Source organism: Arachnia propionica (genome assembly GCF_900637725.1).
GTDB lineage: Bacteria > Actinomycetota > Actinomycetes > Propionibacteriales > Propionibacteriaceae > Arachnia > Arachnia propionica.
On record NZ_LR134406.1, the window covers coordinates 2661730 to 2680316 of the forward strand.

The window sequence follows — 18587 nt, forward strand, 5'->3', positions numbered from 1 at the left end:
CACGGCAGGGTTTCCAACGGAAACGTCACCGGGGAGGTTTGTTCATGGACCGCGCGCCGACCGGCACAACTCTCGATCAGCGCAGGCGTGAGGGTGACCGTGGACGAGTTCGGTCGTTGAACAGCTGGGCGGCGCTGCATTTCGCCCGGTCTCAGCGAGGATGGTGGGCCAGATGGGCGGCCAGGTAGCGGCCGGTGGCGCTGCCGGCCGGGCCGGTGTCGGCGGAAACCTGTGTGGGTGTGCCGGTGGCGATGACCACTCGGCGGGCGTCGCGGGCATCGATCGAGGTGACCGGGGCGGGCAGGGGTGTGTCCTCGGCCAGGGACCGCAGCGCGGGGACGAGGGCCTCCAGGACGAGGGTGGTCTTGCCGGAGCCGGACACGCCAGCGACCGCCACGAACTTTCCCAACGGCACCTCGACGTCGATGTTCTTGAGGTCGATGTTCTTGAGGTTGTGCACGCGGGCACCGAACACGCTGATCGCGATGGGAACGGAAGGAGGGTTTCCAGCCATGCGCGTGAGACTACGCATCCTCCACGCGGACGGGGACGCCCCGCACCATCGGGGCGCGGAGGTTCTGTCCCCTGCACGTGCGATGTACCGCGGGCGATGACGGCGGGAACAAGACGACCCCATGATGTGATGATGCGGTGATGCTACTGTGTTCTCATGCGAACGACGCTGGACATCGATGACGACGTTCTCGCCGTCGCGAGGGAGAAGGCGCGGCGCGAGGGTATCTCCTTGGGCCGTGCCGTGTCGGCCTATGCGCTGCGCGGGATTCACAGTGGCGAACCGAACTCCGGCTCTCGCGGAGTCCCGGTCTTCACGCCCCCTCAGGGAAGCCAGGCCCATACGGTGACCCTGGACCACGTCGAGAGATACCGCGATGGCGACGAGTGAGCGAACACTGCGCCTACTCGACATCAACGTGATGATCGCGCTTTCACTGGCCAATCACGTTCATCACAAGGCCGCCACCAGCTGGTTCGAGGACATCGACGCGTGGGCCACGTGCTCGATCACCGAGTCCGCGTATTGCAGGCTCCTGCTCAACCCGCGGGTCACGGGGTTCGAACTCGGGGTTTCAGAGGTCTTCGATGCCCTGAGGACATTCTGTTCGGCCAGCGGGCACGAGTTCATTGAGGACTCGGCATCGCTGACCTCTCCTGCCATCGATGTCAGCGGGATTGTCGGATACCGTCAGATCACGGACTTCCACCTCGTGGATCTCGCGGCGCACCATGGGGCGGTGCTGTCGACGCTGGATACCCGGATTCCCCTTGCTCTCGCAGATGACGATCGCCACTTCGTCGAGGTCATTCCTGTCGACTGAGGGGACGCACCAAGCGGGATGAGTCGGCGCGTCCACCGTCGTGTTCTCGTACCGGGCCATGCCGGTCACGATGGTGGAACATCGGATCACCCGATCCGGTGCGCGGTTACCGGAGCACCGGAACGGAAAGTCATTCCTGCCCCTTCCCGCGTTTGCGCGCCCGCAGGCCTTTCCAGTGCTCCAGGCGCTCACGGATGTGCCGCTCATGCCCGTTGGCGGTGGGCTCGTACAACGGCCGGCGCTCGACGCCGTCGGGCAGGTAGTCGGCGCCGGAGAAACCGTCGGCGGTGTCCGGGTCGTACTCGTAGCCCTCGCCGTAGCCGAGCTCCTTCATGAGCCGGGTGGGGGCGTTGAGGATGTGGGCCGGCGGCATGAGCGAACCCGTCTCGCGCGCCAGCCGCGCCGCCCGGCCGTAGCCGCGGTAGACGGCGATCGACTTGGGCGCGGTGGCCAAGTAGACGACCGCCTGCGCGATGGCGAGTTCCCCCTCGGGCGATCCCAGGCGCTCGTAGGCGTCCCAGGCCGCCAGCGTCATCTGGAGGGCGGCCGGATCGGCCATGCCGACGTCCTCGCTGGCGAAGCGCACCAGGCGCCGCGCCACGTAGAGCGGGTCCTCGCCCCCGCCCAGCATCCGCGCCAGCCAGTACAGGGCGGCGTCAGGGTCGGAGCCGCGCATCGACTTGTGCAGGGCCGAGATGAGGTTGTAATGCTCCTCGCGGGACTTGTCGTACAGGGGCACCCGGGAGGCGACGACGGCACGCAACCCCTCGACGCCGAGCGGCCCGGGCCCGCCCGGCAGGCAACCGCCCGCGTCCTGGGCGGCGAGGATCTGCTCGACCATGCCCAGCAGGTAGCGGCCATCACCGTCAGCCATGGCCAGCAGGACGGTGCGAGCCTCCTCGGTCAGGGAGAGGCTACGGCCCGTCAGGGACTCGGCGCGCGCCAGCAGTTCGCCCAAGGCGGCCTCGTCCAGGCGGCGCAGAACCATGACCTGGCAGCGCGACAGGAGAGCACCGTTCAGCTCGAAACTCGGATTCTCCGTGGTCGCCCCGACCAGGACAACCGTCCCGTCCTCGACGTAGGGCAGGAAGGAGTCCTGCTGGGCTCGATTGAACCGATGGATCTCATCGACGAACAACAGCGTCCCCTGCCCGATCTCGCGGCGGTGGGTCGCGGTGGCGAAGACCTTACGCAGGTCGGCCACCCCGGAGAAGGTCGCGGAGACCTGCTCGAAGAGCAGGCCCGTGCGATCGGCCAGAAGACGGGCGATCGTCGTCTTGCCGCAGCCCGGAGGCCCCCACAGGATGATGGAGGACAGGCGACCGGAAGCCACCATGCGTCCCAGTGGCGCGTCGGGGGCGAGCAGCTGGTCCTGGCCGACTACGTCGTCGAGTGTCCGCGGGCGCAGCCGGTCGGGCAGCGGGCGCCCAGGATCATGGACCGCACCGGAACCATCGGGGCCTGAGGCCTCGAACAACGAAGGCGAATCGGGTCCAGGCATACGGCGGGGCATGACCTCGAGCATAAGACTCACCGACGACACACCGCGGTGCATCCTGCCCACCCGATGTCACAGAAGGTCCCCTCGGTGCGAGCACCGAATGGTGGTCCGCCCCATACGACGGCCGGCCGCGCATCCCTGGTTCGGTCAGAGGTCGTAGGTGACGGTCCCGACCCACCTGGCCGTCTCAAGGTCCTGGTCGTCGAGGAAGGATGGGCGTACCGCTGTTCGTGCGCGGAACTCGGTCGGCAGCACTCAACGAGTGCGGCAAGCTCGTGGAGGAGCCTGCCGCACGGGAGAAGGCGCGACGCGCAAGGAAGAGCGGCGACGGGGCGAGACGCTTCCAATAGCATGAGCGCTATATACTTTTCTCATGAGTCGTTTCCGCTCCGACGACGCTCCCGCGGTCATTCGCGCCGCGCGCGCGGACGCGGGTCTCACGCAACTTGAACTCGCCCGGCGCGCGGGCCTGCGTCAGCCGAGCCTGGCCCAGATGGAGTCGGGCACCAGGCCCGTGTCGGAGCAGATGCTCGAGCGGGTGTTGCGTGCCGCCGGCTACCGCCCCTCGGTCCCGCTCTCCACGCACGCCGACGAGATCATCGAACGTGCCCGGGCCCACGGCCTGGAAGCCCTGCGGGTCTTCGGGTCGGTGGTGCGCGGCGAGGACGGCTTCGACTCCGATATCGACCTGGTGGTCACACCGTCGGCCGGGACCGATCTTTTCGACCTCGCGCTGTTCGTCCACGAGGTCGAGGAGCTCACCGGGTTCCCGACGGACGTGGTCTCCGACACGAATGTGCCCGCCGCGCTCGCCGACGCGGTGCGCGAGGCGGTGCCGCTGTGAGTGAAGGACACGACCAGGCGCGCTTCGCACCCCGCCCCCGCCGCCAAGCCACGAACTCGCACGACCGGGCGAATCTCGATGCCGAGCTTGAGCTGATCCGCGCCAGGATCGACACCGTCACCGCTCGCGGGCGCGAGGACTTCCACGACGGGAAGGAGACCTACGATGTCGCCTGCATGGTGATCATCCGACTCGCCGCCCTGCTCGAACGTCCCGAGTTCGAATCCCACATGGAAGCGGTCACCCAGCAGGAGCGTCTCGCCATCCGCACAACACGCAACATCGCGGCTCACACCGGGTATCGGTCCATGAACGACGACCTGTTCTGGCTCGCCGTCACGCAACGGGTCCCCGCCATACTGGACCGGCTCCGCGGACGGTGACGGCATCTCCCACACCCGTGAGGGAGACGAAGGCCGTGCGATCAATGAGCTCCTGCACCAGCGGGTGCGGGATTCCCGCTGCCAGCGGCACGGCAAGAATGGGACCGCTGGTGCAGACGATCCCGGCCGACGATGCAGGACCGGGGTGCCGGCGCGGCCGGTCAGCGGGCCGGGGTTCCCACCAGCGACTGGTAGGCCGTGTTGCGTTCCCGGTCGTCGCCCTTCGTTTCATCCCGCACGGGCTCCTCGGGGGTGGGTTGGGGTGCTGGTTCGGGTTCGTCGCCGAACATGGAACGGCGTCCCTCGAAGGCCCTGCCGAGGGTGATCTGGTCGGCGTACTCGATGTCGCCGCCGACGGGCAGCCCGGATGCGGGCCGGGTGACGCGCACCCCGAAGTCGCGCAGCATCCGTCCCAGGTAGGAGGCCGTCGCCTCGCCCTCGGTGTCGGGGTCGGTGGCGAGGATCACCTCGGTGACGGTCCCGTCGGCGAGGCGCTGGAACAGTTCCCGGGTGTGCAGGTCGCCGGGGCCGCGGCCGTCGATCGGGGAGATCGACCCGCCCAGCACGTGGTAGGTGCCGCGGAACTCGCCGGTGCGTTCGATGGCGACCACGTCCTTCGATTCCTCCACCACGCACAGCAGCGACCGGTCGCGGCGCGGGTCGCGGCACACCCGGCAGCGGGTTTCCTGCGACACGTTGAAACACACCTCGCAGAACCGCGCCGCCTCCTTGACGCGGCGCAGCACGTCGGCGAGCTGGAAGACCTCCTCCTCGGGCGCGTCGAGCAGGTGGAAGGCGATGCGCTGCGCGCCGCGCGGGCCGATGCCGGGCAGGCGGCTCAGCTCGTCGATCAGGTCCTGGATGGGGCCCTCGTACAACTCAGAAACCCATTCCCGGGATCTGGGGGGTGGCCGAAGCGGCCGCCGACTCCACCTGCTGGCGTGCCGACCGGAAAGCGGCGACGATCAACGCGGACAGGCTCTCGGTGTCCTCCGGGTCGCAGGCGGCGGGCGCGATGGTCACGTCCAGCAGCTCACCCAATCCGTTGAGCTTCACCTTGACGAGATCGCCACCCGTGGCGGCCTCGAACTCCCTGGCGGCCAGGTTGTCGCGGGCAGCGAGCATCTGCTCCTGCATCTGCTGGGCCTGGGCCAGCAGCGCATTCATGTCGAATCCTTCGGTCATGGCGTCCTTCCGTCGCGCTCAATGATAAGAGGTCCCACGGACAGGCGAGTTCTCCCGCACGCCGATCGAGCCCCCAAAGCTGGTTGAGCCGGGTCGCGAGGAACGAGCGACCCGAGTCGAAACCACCCCGCACCCGGTAGCCAGAACCCGACCACAAAACCCCGGACACCCTCACCACGGTTTCGACACGACCAGCTCGCAGAGCGAGCAGGCCGGCTCAACCAACTTCAGGGAGGGCAAAGCCGGTTGAGCCGGGTCGAGAGGAAACGAGCGACCCGAGTCGAAACCCCTGAATCTCGTGAGGCTCGGCTCAACCAACTTCAACTGGACCGAATCAGCCGAGAGATTCGTCGGGGATGATCTCGGCCCCCAGTTCCTCGGCTAGGAGCTTGGCGGCCAGTTCGTCGGCGTTCTCCAGGCTCTGGTCGTCCTCGGCGATCTCGGATTCGGGATCGGGCTCCGGGGGTGTGGGTGGTGTCGGTTCGGGCCGGCGACGCGGCTGCCTGGGCTCCGGCGGGGGTTCCTGCCGCCGGTCCCCGCGTTCCGGGGGTGGGGGTGCGGCCTGCTGCTCCGGCTGGGCGGGGCGTTCGTTGGTGCCGGACATCACGGCCTGGACGCGCACCTCGACGCCTATGACCGCGATGATGGCCTGGATCAGCAGGTCCACCACCCCGGAGGAGGAGAAGTTCTCCTTGGCCCCGGCGTCACTGAAACCGAGCAGCAGCTGCCCGTCGGTGACGTCCAGCACCTGCGCGTGCTTGCTGAGCATCATGTGGGCGAAACGGCGGCGGCGTTTCACGTCCTCCAGGACGCTGGGCCACACCTGCCGCAGCTCCGGCGTGGTCAGGGTGCGCCCACCCTGGGGCGGGCGCCCCGCCTCCGGCGCGGGCTGTGGGGGACGCTGGGGGGCGGGGGCCTGCGCGCCGGCGGGCGGCGCCCCGGCCGGGCGGCGCTGCGGCCGGGCGGGCCGGGACTGCCGGGGTGGCTGCGCGGGCTCCGGCTGCGACCGCTGCTGCTGGTGCGGCGCGGCGGGCTCGGGTCGCGGGGTCCGCTGCTCGGGCCGGGGAGGCTGTTCGGGGCGCGGATCCGGGGCGGGCTGCCGAGACGACATCTGCCGGTCCTGTTGCGGGGGCGCCTGCCGGGGCCGCTGCTCCTGCGGCGCCGGCGCGGGTGCCCCGTCACCGATCATCCCGACCCGCCGCTCCAACCGGTCCATCCGGGCGTGGAGGCCGCGTTCGTCGGTGTCGGCCCCGGGCAGCAACACCCGGGCGCACATCAGCTCCAGGTGCAGGCGGGGCGCGGTGGTGCCGCGCATGGCCGTCAGACCATCGGCGATCACCTCGGCGGCGCGGGTCAGCTCCCCCGCACCCATGCCCGCGACCTGCGTGGCGAGACGCTGCGCCTGGTCCGCGGAAACCTCCAGCATGCCGTTCTCGGCGGCCTGCGGCACCGCGGCGAGGATCACCAGGTCCCGCAACCGCCGCAACAGGTCCTCGGCGAACCGGCGGGGATCCTGGCCGATCTCGATGATCTTGTCGATGCTGCGGAACACCCCCGCCGCGTCCCCCGCGGCGAAGGCGTCGACGATCTCGTCCAGCAGCGCGTCCGGGGTGAATCCGAGCAGCGCCGCCGCCTGGTCGTGGGAGACGCCCTCCGGACCGGCGCCGCCGAGCAGCTGATCCAGCACCGACAGGGAATCGCGCACCGATCCGCCACCCGCACGCACCACCAACGGCAGGGCCGACGGCTCCACCGCCACCCCCTCCGTGGCGCAGATCCCGGACAGGTATTCACCGAGCAGACGCGGCGGCACCAGACGGAACGGGTAGTGGTGGGTGCGCGACCGGATGGTGCCAATGACCTTCTCCGGTTCCGTTGTGGCGAAGACGAACTTCGCGTGCGGCGGGGGTTCCTCGACCAGCTTCAGCAGCGCGTTGAAACCCGCGGTGGTGACCATGTGGGCTTCGTCGACGATGTAGATCTTGTAGCGGCTGTGCACCGGAGCGAAAAAGGCGCGTTCCCTCAGGTCGCGGGCGTCCTCGACACCGCCGTGGCTGGCGGCGTCGATCTCGATCACGTCGATGCTGCCCGGCCCGCCGCGCGCCAGGTCCTGGCAGGAACGGCAGACCCCGCAGGGCGTGGACGTGGGGCCCTGTTCGCAGTTCAGGCAGCGCGCCAGGATGCGGGCGGAGGTGGTCTTGCCGCAGCCGCGCGGCCCGGAGAACAGGTAGGCGTGGTTGACGCGGTTGTTGTCCAGGGCCCGCATCAGGGGCACGGTGACGTGGTCCTGGCCGATCACCTCGGCGAACGAATCCGGGCGGTAACGCCGGTAGAGCGCCAGTGGTGGGGGCGCGGCCTCGGAGCGCGCCCGCCGGTCGTCCGCGACCGGATGCGACGGCGCCACGGACGCGGGGGCCACCGGTTCCTCGTCCCCGGGCTCGTCGAAGAGGCCCGGCCCCTCCTGCTCGAAGGCGGGCTCGTCGAGGTATCCCTCGTCCAGGGGTGCGTACTCGTCCTCGGGTTCGCCGTCGTACTCGTCTTCCACGCGCTCAACTGTATTGGAGGCCGCCGACACTTTCCCGTCGACCACGTTTCTCCCCCGGGATCGGTGAGCCGGATCGCGAGCACCGGCGAACAGTCCGTGTCGGAACCATCCGACGGCCGGGCAGCAGGCCCGGCCCGCGAGAGGACGAGGCCCCACCCCGGGGATTTCCTCAACCCATTACGTTATTCAATAACAGTTAGCTGCTAACATATGAGGGTGAGATCCGTTCCTACCCGAACCCGGGCCCGGCTCCGGGAGACCGCCTTGGACCTGTTCCACCGGCACGGCTATGCCCAGACCTCCGTCACGCAGATCGCGAGAGCCGCGGGGGTTTCCCACATGACCTTCTTCCGGCACTTCCCCACCAAGGAGTCCGTGGTCGTCGGCGACCTGTTCGACCCCCTCATCGCGGCCGCGGCCGCCGCCCAGCCCGAAGAACTCCCGCCCCTGGAACGCGCCGTGCGCGGATTGCTCGCCGCCCTCGACGACCCCGCCGCCGAGGCCGAGCTGGGCTCACAGGAGTTCCGGGAACGCATCGAGCTGATCGCCGCCACCGACTCGCTGCGGTCGGCGGCATGGGCCTCCGGGCAGGCCACCCGGGACGCGATCCGCGAGGCGTTGACGACGCAGGACACCAGGCCTCGCGAGGCCTGCGTGGCAGCGGGGGCCGTGATCGGTGCCGCGACGTCCCTGCTCCTGGCCTGGGCGGATGAACCGGCGGACGAACCGGCGATCCAGGCCCTGCGGGAGGGTCTGGAGCTCCTGCTGGGAGAGGCGCGGTGAGTCCCGCGCTGGCCCTCCGGGGCATCACCCGCGACCTGCGAGGCCGACGGGTTCTCGACCACCTGGATCTGTTCGTCAACCCCGGCGAGTGCCTGGCACTGGTGGGCCTGAACGGCGCCGGGAAGACGACCGCCCTGCGCGTCGCCCTGGGCATGCTGCGGCCCGGATCCGGGAGCGCCGAGGTCCTGGGGCATGACGCCCGGACCTCCGGCGGTGAACCGTGGGGCGCGGTCGGGCACCTGGTGGAGATCCCGTTCTCCTATCCCGAGCTGACGGCCCGGCAGAACATCCTCGCCTCCGTCGCACTGCACGGCCACGATCCCCGGCACGTCGCGGATCACATCGCCGGACTCGCCGATCTTCTCGGGCTGGGCGACTGGCTGGACGTCCCGGCACGTCGTCTGTCGCTGGGTACCCGGCAGAAGGTCGGGTTGGTGGCGGCCATGGCCCACCGACCCCGGTTGCTGGTCCTCGACGAACCGACGAACGCCCTCGACCCGCTGGCCACCGCCGGGCTGCGCGGGATCATCGCGGATCTGACCCGTGACGGCGTGGCCGTTCTGGTGACGAGCCACCACTTCGACGAGCTGGCGCGGATCGCGCATCGCGTCGACGTGCTGCACGCCGGTCGCGTCATCGACTCCCTCACCCCCACGGGACCCGATCTGGAGGCCAGGTTCTTCCGGACCGTGCTGGCCGCCGAAGAGCACGAGGAGAAGGAGAGGAAACGATGATCCCCGGACACCTGTTGGGCATAGAGGCCCGGAAACTCACACGGTCGGCCGTGACCCGGGTGGCGACGGCAACTACCCTGGTCCTGGTGGTGGCCACCTCCGCGGGCGGGTATGCGGCCGCGACGATGGCCCGCGACACCCAGGTGGGCACGAAGGCGGCCGGGCTCATGACCACCGACGGCTGGCCCGGTTTGACGGGGCTGGCGGCCATGGGAACCGGGGTCGCCGTCCTGCTCGCCGCCGGGATCGTCGCGTCCTGGCTGGTGGGCCGGGAGTTCACCGATGGCACCGTGGTGGGTCTGTTCGCCCTTCCTGTCGGCCCGGGCACGATCGCTCTGGCGAAACTGCTCGTCATCACCGCATGGTCCGCGGCGCTGGCCGTCGCATCCGGCGCACTGACGGCCCTGGTGGGCATCTGCCTGGGCCTGCCCGTCACCGGGGCTGCGGGCTGCGCGGGAGCCATCACCCTGGTCGGTGTGCTTCTCGGGGCCGGTGCGCTGCCCATGGCGTGGTTCGCGACCCTCGGACGCGGCTACCTGGCGGGGATCGCGGCCGCCCTGGGGATCGTGATCGTCACCAACCTGGCCACCGGTCTCGGCATCGGGGATCTCATCCCGTGGGCGACTCCCGTCCTGTGGGCCACCCCGGGCGGCAACACGCAGCCCCTCGCCCTACTGCTCCCACTGGCGGCGGGCCTCGCGGGGGCCATCCTCACGACGCGGTCCTGGGGTCGGCTGGAGCTGGGGAATCGCTGACCATCCCACGGCAGAAGAAAAGGCCCCTCGCGCACCCGGAAGAGCTCACTTACCCTTGCTGCCTTCCGGCCCTGGGGGAATTGGGCGAGGTACCGCCGCGCGAGGAACCACGCATGAGTGTACATGAGACAGAACCCCGGCGACGACCTCACGGACAAGCCCCCACCCTTTGAAGCCGGTTGAGCCAGCACGTGAGCGAAGCGAATCCGGCCCTCAGACCCCGGCCACAGTCACCACGGTTCCGACACGCCCTGCTCGCTGACGCTCGTGCGGCTCGGCTCAACCAACCTGGTCGGGGTGATCTCGGGTCGGTCAGTTCCCATCTAAGCTCCTACTGTCGCCGTTTGAGGGGTTCTGGAATGAATGCCGTTGTCGCAGCCGTCCTCGTGATGCTGATTCTCGCCACCTTCCGGGTGCACGTCGTGCTGTCGTTGTTCCTGGGGGCGCTGGTGGGTGGCCTGCTCTCCGGGATCGGCCTGGAAGCGACGATGGTCGCCTTCCAGGAGGGTCTGGCCGGTGGCGCGCGCATCGCCCTTTCCTACGCGCTGCTGGGGGCCTTCGCCATGGCCGTTGCCCACTCCGGGTTGACGCAGCTGCTCGCCGATTCCCTCATCCACCGGCTCGACGGTCAGAGCTCCGGGCAGAAAACCGCTTTCTGGGTGAAGTGGGGCATGCTCGCGGGCATCGCAGCGATGGCCGTGATGAGCCAGAACCTGGTTCCCGTGCACATCGCGTTCATTCCGTTGCTGATCCCGCCGCTGCTGGCGATCATGACCCAGCTGCGACTCGACCGTCGCGCCGTGGCCTGCATCATCACCTTCGGCCTGGTCACCACCTACATGTACCTGCCGCTCGGGTTCGGGAAGATCTTCCTGGAGGACATCCTGCTGGGCAACATCGCCAAGGCCGGTCTCGACGTCGAGGGCGTCAACGTGATGGTGGCCATGGGCATTCCCGCGCTCGGCATGATCGCTGGCCTGCTGATCGCGGTCCTGGTGACCTACCGGAAACCCCGCGACTACGACCCCGACGCGAAGGTCGACGTCGCCGCCCCCGCGAAGGTGAGCAAACCGAAGGTGGTTGTAGCCGTGGTCGCGATCGGCGCCAGTTTCGTCATCCAGTCCTGGCTGACGATCACCGATTCCAAGGCCGATCCGCTTCTCGTCGGTGCCCTGGTGGGGCTGTTCGTCTTCATCGCGACGGGCGTGGTGCGACGCCTGGAGGCCGACGAGGTGTTCACCTCCGGGATGCGCATGATGGCGTTGATCGGTTTCATCATGATCACCGCGCAAGGTTTCGCGTCGGTGATGAAGGCCTCCGGGCAGGTGGAACCCCTCGTCCAGGCCACCGCAGGGCTGTTCGGCGACAACAAGGCGATGGCGGCCTTCGCGATGCTCCTGGTCGGTCTGCTCGTGACCATGGGCATCGGGTCGTCGTTCTCCACCCTGCCGATCATCACCGCGATCTACGTCCCGCTGTGCGCGGCGCTGGGTTTCTCGCCCCTGGCCACCGTCTCCATCATCGGCACGGCGGGCGCGCTGGGTGACGCGGGTTCCCCCGCCTCCGACTCGACCCTCGGCCCCACCGCCGGCCTGAACGCCGACGGCCAGCACGACCACATGCGCGACACCGTCATCCCCACCTTCCTGCACTTCAACCTGCCGCTGCTGGCCGCGGGCTGGGTGGCTGCCATGGTGCTCTGAACCCCGGCTCCGGGACATCTTTGGTTCGGTGAGGCAGGATCGGTTCATCCCCGGAGCATGCGAGGGTCAGGCACCCTCGCCGGAACGAATCGAGGTGGCCATGAGCCCGTCACACCCCCACCGCACCGCATCCGCTGGCACGCGCCAGGTGGAGTTGAATCCCCTCTTCGCCCGGCCAGGTGAGGCCACCGAGCTGCCGCGCACCCGCCTGCCCCGAGGCGAGTCGCTGCCGGAAACCGCCTACCAGATCGTCCACGACGAGGCGATGCTCGACGGCAACGCCCGCCTCAACCTGGCCACCTTCGTCGGCACCTGGATGGACGATCACGCCAACCGCCTGGCGTTGGAGTCGGCGGACAAGAACATGATCGACAAGGACGAGTACCCCCGCACCGCGGAGATCGAAACCCGCTGCTGGCAGATGCTCGCCGACCTGTGGCACTCCCCCGACCCGGAACACACGATCGGCACCTCGACGATCGGATCGTCGGAGGCGGCGATGCTGGGCGGCCTGGCGTTGAAGCGTCGCTGGCAGCAGGCCCGCCGCGCCGCCGGGAAATCCGCGGACCGCCCCAACCTGGTGATGTCCAGCGCCGTGCAGGTGTGCTGGGAGAAGTTCTGCAACTACTGGGACGTGGAGGCGCGCTACGTGCCGGTCAGCCGGGAACATCCGATGTTCGACGGCCACGACCTGGAGCACTACGTCGACGAGAACACCATCGGTGTGGTCGCGATCATGGGAATCACCTACACGGGACGCTACGAACCGGTCGCCGGGATCGCGGCCGCCCTGGACCGCATCCAGGCCGAAACCGGACTCGACGTCAGGATCCACGTCGACGGTGCGTCGGGGGCAATGGTGGCGCCCTTCCTGCAGCCGGACCTGGAATGGGACTTCCGGCTGGAACGGGTGGTCTCCATCAACACCTCGGGGCACAAGTACGGGCTCGTGTACCCGGGTCTGGGGTGGGTGGTGTGGCGCACCGCCGACGACCTGCCCGAGGATCTGGTGTTCCGGGTCAGCTACCTGGGAGGCGACATGCCGACCTTCGCGCTGAACTTCTCCCGCCCCGGATCGCAGGTGCTGCTGCAGTACTACTTGTTCCTGCGGCTCGGTTTCGACGGGTACCGGCGCGTCCACGAGACGTCGCGGTCGGTCGCCACTTTCCTGTCGGGCGAGATCGGCGCCATGGACGACTTCGAGCTGTGCAGCGACGGCACCGACATTCCCGTCTTCGCCTGGCGCCTCACGCAACGCCCCGGCCGCAACTGGGGCCTGCACGACCTCTCCGACCGGCTGCGGATGAAGGGCTGGCTGGTGCCCACCTACCCCCTGCCCGATGACCTGGCCGACGAACTGGTGCAGCGCGTCGTGGTCCGCAACGGTTTCAGCCACGACCTGGCCCACGCCTTCCTCGACGACCTGCGCTGCGAGGTCGACCACCTGAACACCCTGACAGCCCCCATGCCGGCGATCACCAGGCAGTCCGGTTTCCACCACTGAGACCGGCCGAGTTTGCCCAGTCCCGGGTCCTCGGGTAGGGTTCCCCGCGGAGGATTCGCCTAGAGGCCTATGGCGCTCGCTTGGAAAGCGGGTTGGGTTCACGCCCTCACGAGTTCGAATCTCGTATCCTCCGCCACAAGAATCACATCATCCCGAGCCCCGGTGCCCGCACCGGGGCTCGGTCTTTCCCGGAGAATCGCCCGTCCTACCCAGGTTCACCGGCCTTCCCGCGACCCGCCGGCCCACCCGACCGCCCGGCTCGAACGCCAGCCTCAAGTTCGTCCGCCAGCCTTCCCACGCAAACGCCAGCCCTACGGCCGTCCGCCAGCACTACAGCGCAAGCATTCGACCACAAGACAAGCGCCACCCAGACCCCACCCCGGTTCGCCAGCCTTCCCGCACTCCACCAGCCCACCCGTAATCTGCTGGCCTTCCCGCGCAAACGCCAGCCCTACGGCCGTCCGCCAGCGCTACAGCGCAAGCGTCCGACCGCAAGACAAGCGTTCGGCAATTGGACAGGCGCTCGGCGTCACCCGCGTCCCTTGGACCATCCCGGGCTGTCCGCGACCGCCAAGGCCGCGGGAACCATGGCCGCCACCATGTCGTCCAGCCAGGCGGGGATCGGTCCGGCACCCGACCCGAGGAAGGGACGCACCAGGCCGTAGGTGGTCTGCTGGACCGCGATCCGCACCAGTTCCAAGGGTTCCAGGGACCCGAAACGCCGCCGGGTCAAGTCCGCCATCACCGCAACCACCTCGTCGTTGAGCCCCCGGGCCGCCTCCCGCAGGTCGCCGGGACAGGCGGCAAGCTCGTCGCCGCCGGCCTCCAGACGCGCCAGCACCTCCTCGTGACGGAAAAGCGTCAAGGACCTGGCCTCGCCGGGGTGCTCGCGACAGTAACGGGGAATGGCTACGGCGGCCGCGGCGAGCGCCTCCCCGGGATCCCTGGAGGACCCGGCTGCGGCCAGGAAGTCGATCTGGAATCGCCTGATGCTGCGCACCCACAACGCCAGCAACAACACCTCGCGGTTCGCGAAGCGGTAATAGAGCGACCCGACCCTGGCCCCCACGGCGGCCGCGATGCCAGCCGTGGTGGCAGCCTTCCCGTCCCTGTCCACCACCACCAGCGCGGCGTCCAGCAGTGTCTCCTCGTTGAATTTCGACGGCCTACCCACAGCAGCAAGCGTACCCAATCCGTGCTAATTTTTGACTATGAAATCGAAAACCTTTCCTCTGGTCGGCTGGAGTCTCGTGATCATCGGAATCCTCCACAACCTCCTCGGCTTCTTCGCCGGTTGGCAGGTGCTGCTCGACGCGGCGGACGCGGGCCTGATCGGAGTCTGGGACGCCCCACCCACCCGGGGTCGGATCTTCTGGTTCCTGGTGACGGGATTCGCGTTGATCGCCATCGGCCTGCTAGCCGCGCAACTGGAACGCTCAGGGGTGGCGATCCCGTGGTCCTTCATCGTGTTCTTCGGCCTGCTGACGCTGACCGGAGTGGTTCTCATGCCGGCCTCGGGTTTCTGGCTGTTGCTGTTCCCCGTGGCGGTGTGCCTCATACGCCGCCTCCGTCGCTGACCTCTCGGGACGCCCACCGCCCCGGTTTACCGGAGCACGGCACGCCCCGGCAAACCGGGAAACACCTCCGGTTGCCCGTCCCGTAGGATGTCGGCGAAGGAGGCGAGATGGCGATCGAGGAGAACTTGGCACGACAACGACAGCTCTACGGGGAGCCGCTCGCCGACATCGCGGGACGCATCCGGGGCGACCTGGAACTGACCCAGGCGGGCCTGGCCCAGGTCCTGGGACTGTCGGCCCCCATGATGTCGCAGCTGCTGTCCGGACAGCGGGCCAAGATCGGCAACCCTGCCGTGCTGGGACGCCTGCAGGCGCTCGTCGAGCTGTCCCAGCAGGCCCCGAAACTGACCACGGCACAGCGCACGGAACGTCTCCAGGAGATCCGGGAGGCCACACCCACGATCTCCACCTCCATGAACCCGGCCGCCCGGGAACTGCACAACGCGGCCCCCGCTGAGGAGTTGCTGCGACTCGCCGAGCTCACCACCGCCCCGGAACTCGCCCACCTGCTGAGGATCGCCGCCAAACATGGGTGAGGTCTTCGGAGGACGCTACGAGTTGATCGACCTGATCGGTGAGGGTGGCATGGGTGCCGTGTGGCGCGCCCGCGACCTGAAACTGAACCGGGTCGTGGCTGCCAAGGTGCTGCGGCAGTCGGATGCCTCGGCCCTGCTTCGTTTCGTCCGCGAACAGGGACTCAGGGTGAACCATCCGAACGTGATCGCCCCGCTCGGCTGGATCGGCGAGGACAACCAGGTGCTGTTCACCATGCGCATAGTCGCCGGAGGTTCACTCGCGACGCTGATCGGCGACCACGGCGCCCTGCCTCCCCGCTTCGCCGCCGAGATCCTGCGACAGCTCCTGTCCGGTCTCCAGGCCGTGCATGCCGCCCATTTGGTGCACCGCGACGTCAAACCGGCGAACATCCTCCTCGACGCCACCGGAACCGGACGCCCCCACGCCTACCTGACGGACTTCGGGATCGCCGTCGACCTCACCGGGCCACGCTTCACCGAAACCGGCATGGTTCACGGCACCCCCGGGTACCTGGCCCCCGAGCTGATGGCCCTCGGGGACGCAACCCCTGCGGTGGACATGTTCGCGGTCGGCATGGTGGGGGCATCAATGCTCACCGGCACCCGCCCCCGCGACATTGATTTTGAGGCGGGCGCCCCCGACGGCGTCCCCGAGAGCCTCTGGTCGCTGATCCGTGACCTCACCGCCCCCGACCCCGAGGCCCGGCCGGGCCCACCGGAGGCCCTGCGACGCCTGGAGGCCCCGGAACTGGCCTGGCAGGACGGCGCCGCCGGGGACGTCGAGGTGTTCCAGCAACTGGAGCCGCTGGATTCCGAAAACCCGACGACGACCTCCCGCCGCCCCGGGACGCCCGGACCGATGTCCCCCCAGCATCCCGCCCCTTCCCCGGTGACGCCCGGAACCCAGCAACTGCCGTCCCAGCCGACCGGTCAGCCCCGGCAGCCACCCTCAGCGATCTCACCGCCCCAGCAACAAACTCCCCCGACCGGCCCGCTTCAACCCGCGCACACGTCCGTCCCGGCCCCGCCGCCGACACAGGCGCTGGAGACGCCCCCACCAGCAGATGTCCCCACCCCCGGGAAACGCGGGGGGAAACGTCGCGTCTCGGACCGAGTGCTGCTCGCCACCTCTGCACTGCTGCTCATCTGCGGGGTGATCCTGCTGGTCCTCTGGTACGTGCACTGAAAGAACCGGCACGAAACGACGGTGGCTCCGGGCATTCCGGAACCACCGTCGTGAAGTTTCCCAGTCAGCTGCGGCGCCGCAGCAGCACGTAGGCCACGCCCCCGCCGCCGAGCACCACCAAGGCGCCGCCGGCCCCGAACAGCACCAGCTTGGTGGAATCCCCGAAAAGATTCCCCTGACCGGAATCGGTGCTGCTGGATTCACCCGGGGGAACCTCGCTCACCTGGACGTTACCGGACGGCCCGGTCGCCTCACCCGAGACATTGAGCGAGAACTTGACGTTCGCGGGCTGCCCTTTCAGGAACGCTTCATAGCCCAGCGCGACCGCGTAGTAGTAGTAGCCCTCCATCGCGAAACCCCGGCTGGAGTGGTGCATCTCGGGGGAATCCCACCGGTTCCGGTAGCGCACCTCCGGCACCTGATTGATGTGCGGGGCATTGTTGGAGTACGCGCCAGTCTTCCTCATGAAGAACATGGTTTCGTCGCTGGTTGCCGAATCCATCCGGCTGAAGTCCGGTGCGTAGACCGCGGAGGAGACGGCGACGTGGTTTGTCAGACCGGAATCCCTGATGACATCCGGAGAGAGTTCGAGACCGTCGAGGGCGAAGATCCCGCTCTGGCCATATTTGATGGGGGTCTTGAAGAAGGCCATCTCCCCGGGCACCAGCTCGACGCTGTAGGTGCCGGGAGCCACCTCGAGGGCGTCGTTGAAGCTGGCCCCACCGAGCACCGATGTGACGTTGTCCGTCGCGGGCGAACCGGCCCCCTCGGAATTGTTCGAGGGCACCTCCTGCACCCCGGTCGGAAGCTGACCGGCGTTCTCCACGGGCGCCTCCTCCATCACCCGGATCTCAATCGGTATCGCCCCACCGGAACCGGGCAGGCGCTCCACCTTGAAGTAGAACTCCTTGGCATCGGCGCAGGCCTGATCACTCGTTCCCTTGGACGCCGGGTTCCTGGGATCCGTGGGCAGCGCGACCAGCGTCTGCCCGACCACGACCCCGGTTTTGCCGCTGTCGAGACCGGTGCTGCTCTCGGATGCACACGTGTCATCGTCCATGGTCTTCAACGCCCAGATCCACGAGCCACGCTTGAGGGAGTCGAAGACGCTGGCGTTCGGCATGCGGGTGAGAACGTTCACGCGCAGCGTGGAACCGGGTTGGCTCCGCCTCACCTTGTAGTACTTCTCGGTTTTCTTGCTGGAGGCCACCGAGACGTCCGTGTACTGCCCGGGGGCCAGCATCGGCGCACCGGCGGGGATGTCCGCCCCCTGCACCGGGGTGCCCTCGACGGTGAAACCGCGCGCCGTGCGGGCGCCGAGCCGCTGGAGGCTAGAATCCAAGGACTTGGCATCCTTCGCGTCGTAATAGCTGCCACCGCCCGCCTCGGCCATGCACGCCAGCTGCTGGCGGGCCTTGTCCCCCACGCCGAAACCGACGGTGTCGATCTGGAGGCTCACACCGCCCGCGATCAGTTCACGGATCTCCTGGCAGGGATCGGGCGAGCAGGTCTCCTCCCCGTCGGAGACGAGAATGATGTGGCGCTTGCCGCTGTCGCCCAGGTCCTTCGCCCCTTCCTTAAGCGCGTACGCGATGGGGGTGTCACCCCGGGGCTGGAACTGGTTGATCGCGCTGGTCAGGCCCGCCTTGTCCATGGCGCCGACGGGATGGGCCAGTCGGGAGTCGGTGCAGGAACCCGGGGCGCCGTTGCCGTCGACGTCGGCGCCGTAGACCCTGAGCCCGACCTCGGCGTTCGAGGGCACGGAGTCGAGGGCGTGTATGAGGGCCTTCTTCGCGGCATCCATCTTGGTTCCGCCGGACGGGTCCGCGTCCTTCATCGACCCCGAGGAATCCAGCATCAGCAGGACCTTGGGTGCGGGTTCATCCGCGTGTGCGGCGGGCAGGACGGGACCACACACGGACACCAGCAGCAAGGCTCCGCAGGCCGCCGCCAGGCGATGGGATCGGTTCATCGGTCTACCTCCAATCTTTGCAACTGCGAATCTAAGGTTCGC

Annotated in this window: 18 protein-coding genes, 1 tRNA gene, 1 other RNA gene and 1 pseudogene; 13 read left to right on the forward strand and 8 right to left on the reverse strand. The window is 68.6% G+C overall.

The window, feature by feature from the left end:
- Positions 1-151 precede the first annotated feature (151 nt).
- Positions 152-514, reverse strand: coding sequence for a hypothetical protein (locus EL272_RS15960; protein WP_061787993.1), 363 nt, complete (start codon positions 512-514; stop codon positions 152-154).
- A 156-nt stretch (positions 515-670) separates the two neighbouring features.
- Here EL272_RS15960 and EL272_RS11900 point away from each other — a divergent pair, with 156 nt between their 5' ends.
- Positions 671-904, forward strand: coding sequence for a DUF2191 domain-containing protein (locus EL272_RS11900; protein ID WP_014847454.1), 234 nt, complete (start codon positions 671-673; stop codon positions 902-904).
- On the forward strand, positions 891-1337 hold the full coding sequence (locus tag EL272_RS11905) for a TA system VapC family ribonuclease toxin (protein WP_061787994.1): 447 nt from the start codon (positions 891-893) through the stop codon (positions 1335-1337). Before EL272_RS11900 ends, EL272_RS11905 begins: the two co-directional genes overlap by 14 nt.
- A gap of 130 nt (positions 1338-1467) precedes the next feature.
- Here EL272_RS11905 and EL272_RS11910 read toward each other — a convergent pair whose 3' ends face one another.
- Complete coding sequence (locus EL272_RS11910; RefSeq protein ID WP_061788039.1) at positions 1468-2850, reverse strand: replication-associated recombination protein A; 1383 nt, start codon at positions 2848-2850, stop codon at positions 1468-1470.
- 361 nt (positions 2851-3211) lie between these two features.
- Between EL272_RS11910 and EL272_RS11915 the strand changes: the two genes are divergently transcribed.
- A complete protein-coding gene (locus tag EL272_RS11915) occupies positions 3212-3682 on the forward strand; it encodes a helix-turn-helix domain-containing protein (protein WP_061787995.1) in 471 nt (156 codons plus the stop codon).
- Positions 3679-4065 (forward strand): hypothetical protein, encoded by a 387-nt coding sequence (locus tag EL272_RS11920; RefSeq protein WP_061787996.1) that lies wholly within the window; start codon positions 3679-3681, stop codon positions 4063-4065. The genes EL272_RS11915 and EL272_RS11920 overlap by 4 nt, the downstream gene beginning before the upstream one ends.
- 296 nt (positions 4066-4361) lie before the next feature.
- Here EL272_RS11920 and recR read toward each other — a convergent pair.
- From recR to EL272_RS11935, 3 genes and pseudogenes are all read right to left on the reverse strand, one after another.
- Positions 4362-4943: pseudogene (gene recR / locus EL272_RS11925) on the reverse strand (recombination mediator RecR); the annotation flags it as partial.
- 1 nt (position 4944) lies between these two features.
- A complete protein-coding gene (locus EL272_RS11930) occupies positions 4945-5232 on the reverse strand; it encodes a YbaB/EbfC family nucleoid-associated protein (RefSeq protein WP_244926075.1) in 288 nt (95 codons plus the stop codon).
- A 352-nt stretch (positions 5233-5584) separates the two neighbouring features.
- Positions 5585-7840, reverse strand: coding sequence for a DNA polymerase III subunit gamma and tau (locus tag EL272_RS11935; protein WP_082793876.1), 2256 nt, complete (start codon positions 7838-7840; stop codon positions 5585-5587).
- A 171-nt stretch (positions 7841-8011) separates the two neighbouring features.
- Between EL272_RS11935 and EL272_RS11940 the strand changes: the two genes are divergently transcribed.
- From EL272_RS11940 to EL272_RS11950, 3 genes are read left to right on the forward strand one after another with little or no spacing between them, the layout of a single operon-like run.
- On the forward strand, positions 8012-8578 hold the full coding sequence (locus tag EL272_RS11940; protein WP_244926076.1) for a TetR/AcrR family transcriptional regulator: 567 nt from the start codon (positions 8012-8014) through the stop codon (positions 8576-8578).
- Complete coding sequence (locus EL272_RS11945) at positions 8575-9312, forward strand: ABC transporter ATP-binding protein (protein ID WP_082793877.1); 738 nt, start codon at positions 8575-8577, stop codon at positions 9310-9312. The genes EL272_RS11940 and EL272_RS11945 overlap by 4 nt, the downstream gene beginning before the upstream one ends.
- Positions 9309-10067 carry an ABC transporter permease gene (locus EL272_RS11950; RefSeq protein ID WP_061787999.1) on the forward strand — a complete coding sequence of 253 codons (759 nt, stop codon included), beginning with the start codon at positions 9309-9311 and terminating at the stop codon, positions 10065-10067. Before EL272_RS11945 ends, EL272_RS11950 begins: the two co-directional genes overlap by 4 nt.
- A gap of 15 nt (positions 10068-10082) precedes the next feature.
- Here the strand turns inward: EL272_RS11950 and ffs are convergent.
- Positions 10083-10179, reverse strand: an RNA gene (gene ffs, locus EL272_RS11955) — signal recognition particle sRNA small type.
- 247 nt (positions 10180-10426) lie between these two features.
- Here ffs and EL272_RS11960 point away from each other — a divergent pair.
- The 3 genes from EL272_RS11960 (at position 10427) to EL272_RS11970 (ending at position 13410) form a co-directional block, all read left to right on the forward strand.
- Positions 10427-11770, forward strand: coding sequence for a Na+/H+ antiporter family protein (locus EL272_RS11960; protein ID WP_061788000.1), 1344 nt, complete (start codon positions 10427-10429; stop codon positions 11768-11770).
- Between the two features lie 100 nt (positions 11771-11870).
- Complete coding sequence (gad, locus tag EL272_RS11965; protein ID WP_061788042.1) at positions 11871-13274, forward strand: glutamate decarboxylase; 1404 nt, start codon at positions 11871-11873, stop codon at positions 13272-13274.
- Between the two features lie 48 nt (positions 13275-13322).
- Positions 13323-13410, forward strand: a tRNA-Ser gene (locus tag EL272_RS11970).
- Between the two features lie 393 nt (positions 13411-13803).
- On the opposite strand, the gene EL272_RS11975 is transcribed toward EL272_RS11970, so the two are convergent.
- Positions 13804-14448 carry a TetR family transcriptional regulator gene (locus EL272_RS11975; RefSeq protein ID WP_061788001.1) on the reverse strand — a complete coding sequence of 215 codons (645 nt, stop codon included), beginning with the start codon at positions 14446-14448 and terminating at the stop codon, positions 13804-13806.
- 37 nt (positions 14449-14485) lie between these two features.
- On the opposite strand from EL272_RS11975, the gene EL272_RS11980 reads away from it, so the two are divergent.
- The 3 genes from EL272_RS11980 to EL272_RS15510 all read left to right on the forward strand — a co-directional run bounded on the left by EL272_RS11980 (position 14486) and on the right by EL272_RS15510 (position 16573).
- Positions 14486-14851: a DUF6463 family protein gene (locus EL272_RS11980; protein WP_014847464.1), complete on the forward strand. Its 366-nt coding sequence runs from the start codon at positions 14486-14488 to the stop codon at positions 14849-14851.
- Between the two features lie 107 nt (positions 14852-14958).
- Positions 14959-15387, forward strand: coding sequence for a hypothetical protein (locus tag EL272_RS11985; protein ID WP_014847465.1), 429 nt, complete (start codon positions 14959-14961; stop codon positions 15385-15387).
- Entirely contained in the window at positions 15380-16573 is a 1194-nt protein-coding gene (locus tag EL272_RS15510) for a serine/threonine-protein kinase (protein ID WP_061788002.1), read from the forward strand. Before EL272_RS11985 ends, EL272_RS15510 begins: the two co-directional genes overlap by 8 nt.
- A gap of 64 nt (positions 16574-16637) precedes the next feature.
- Here the strand turns inward: EL272_RS15510 and EL272_RS11995 are convergent, their stop codons facing one another.
- Positions 16638-18545: a VWA domain-containing protein gene (locus EL272_RS11995; protein ID WP_061788003.1), complete on the reverse strand. Its 1908-nt coding sequence runs from the start codon at positions 18543-18545 to the stop codon at positions 16638-16640.
- Positions 18546-18587 lie beyond the last annotated feature (42 nt).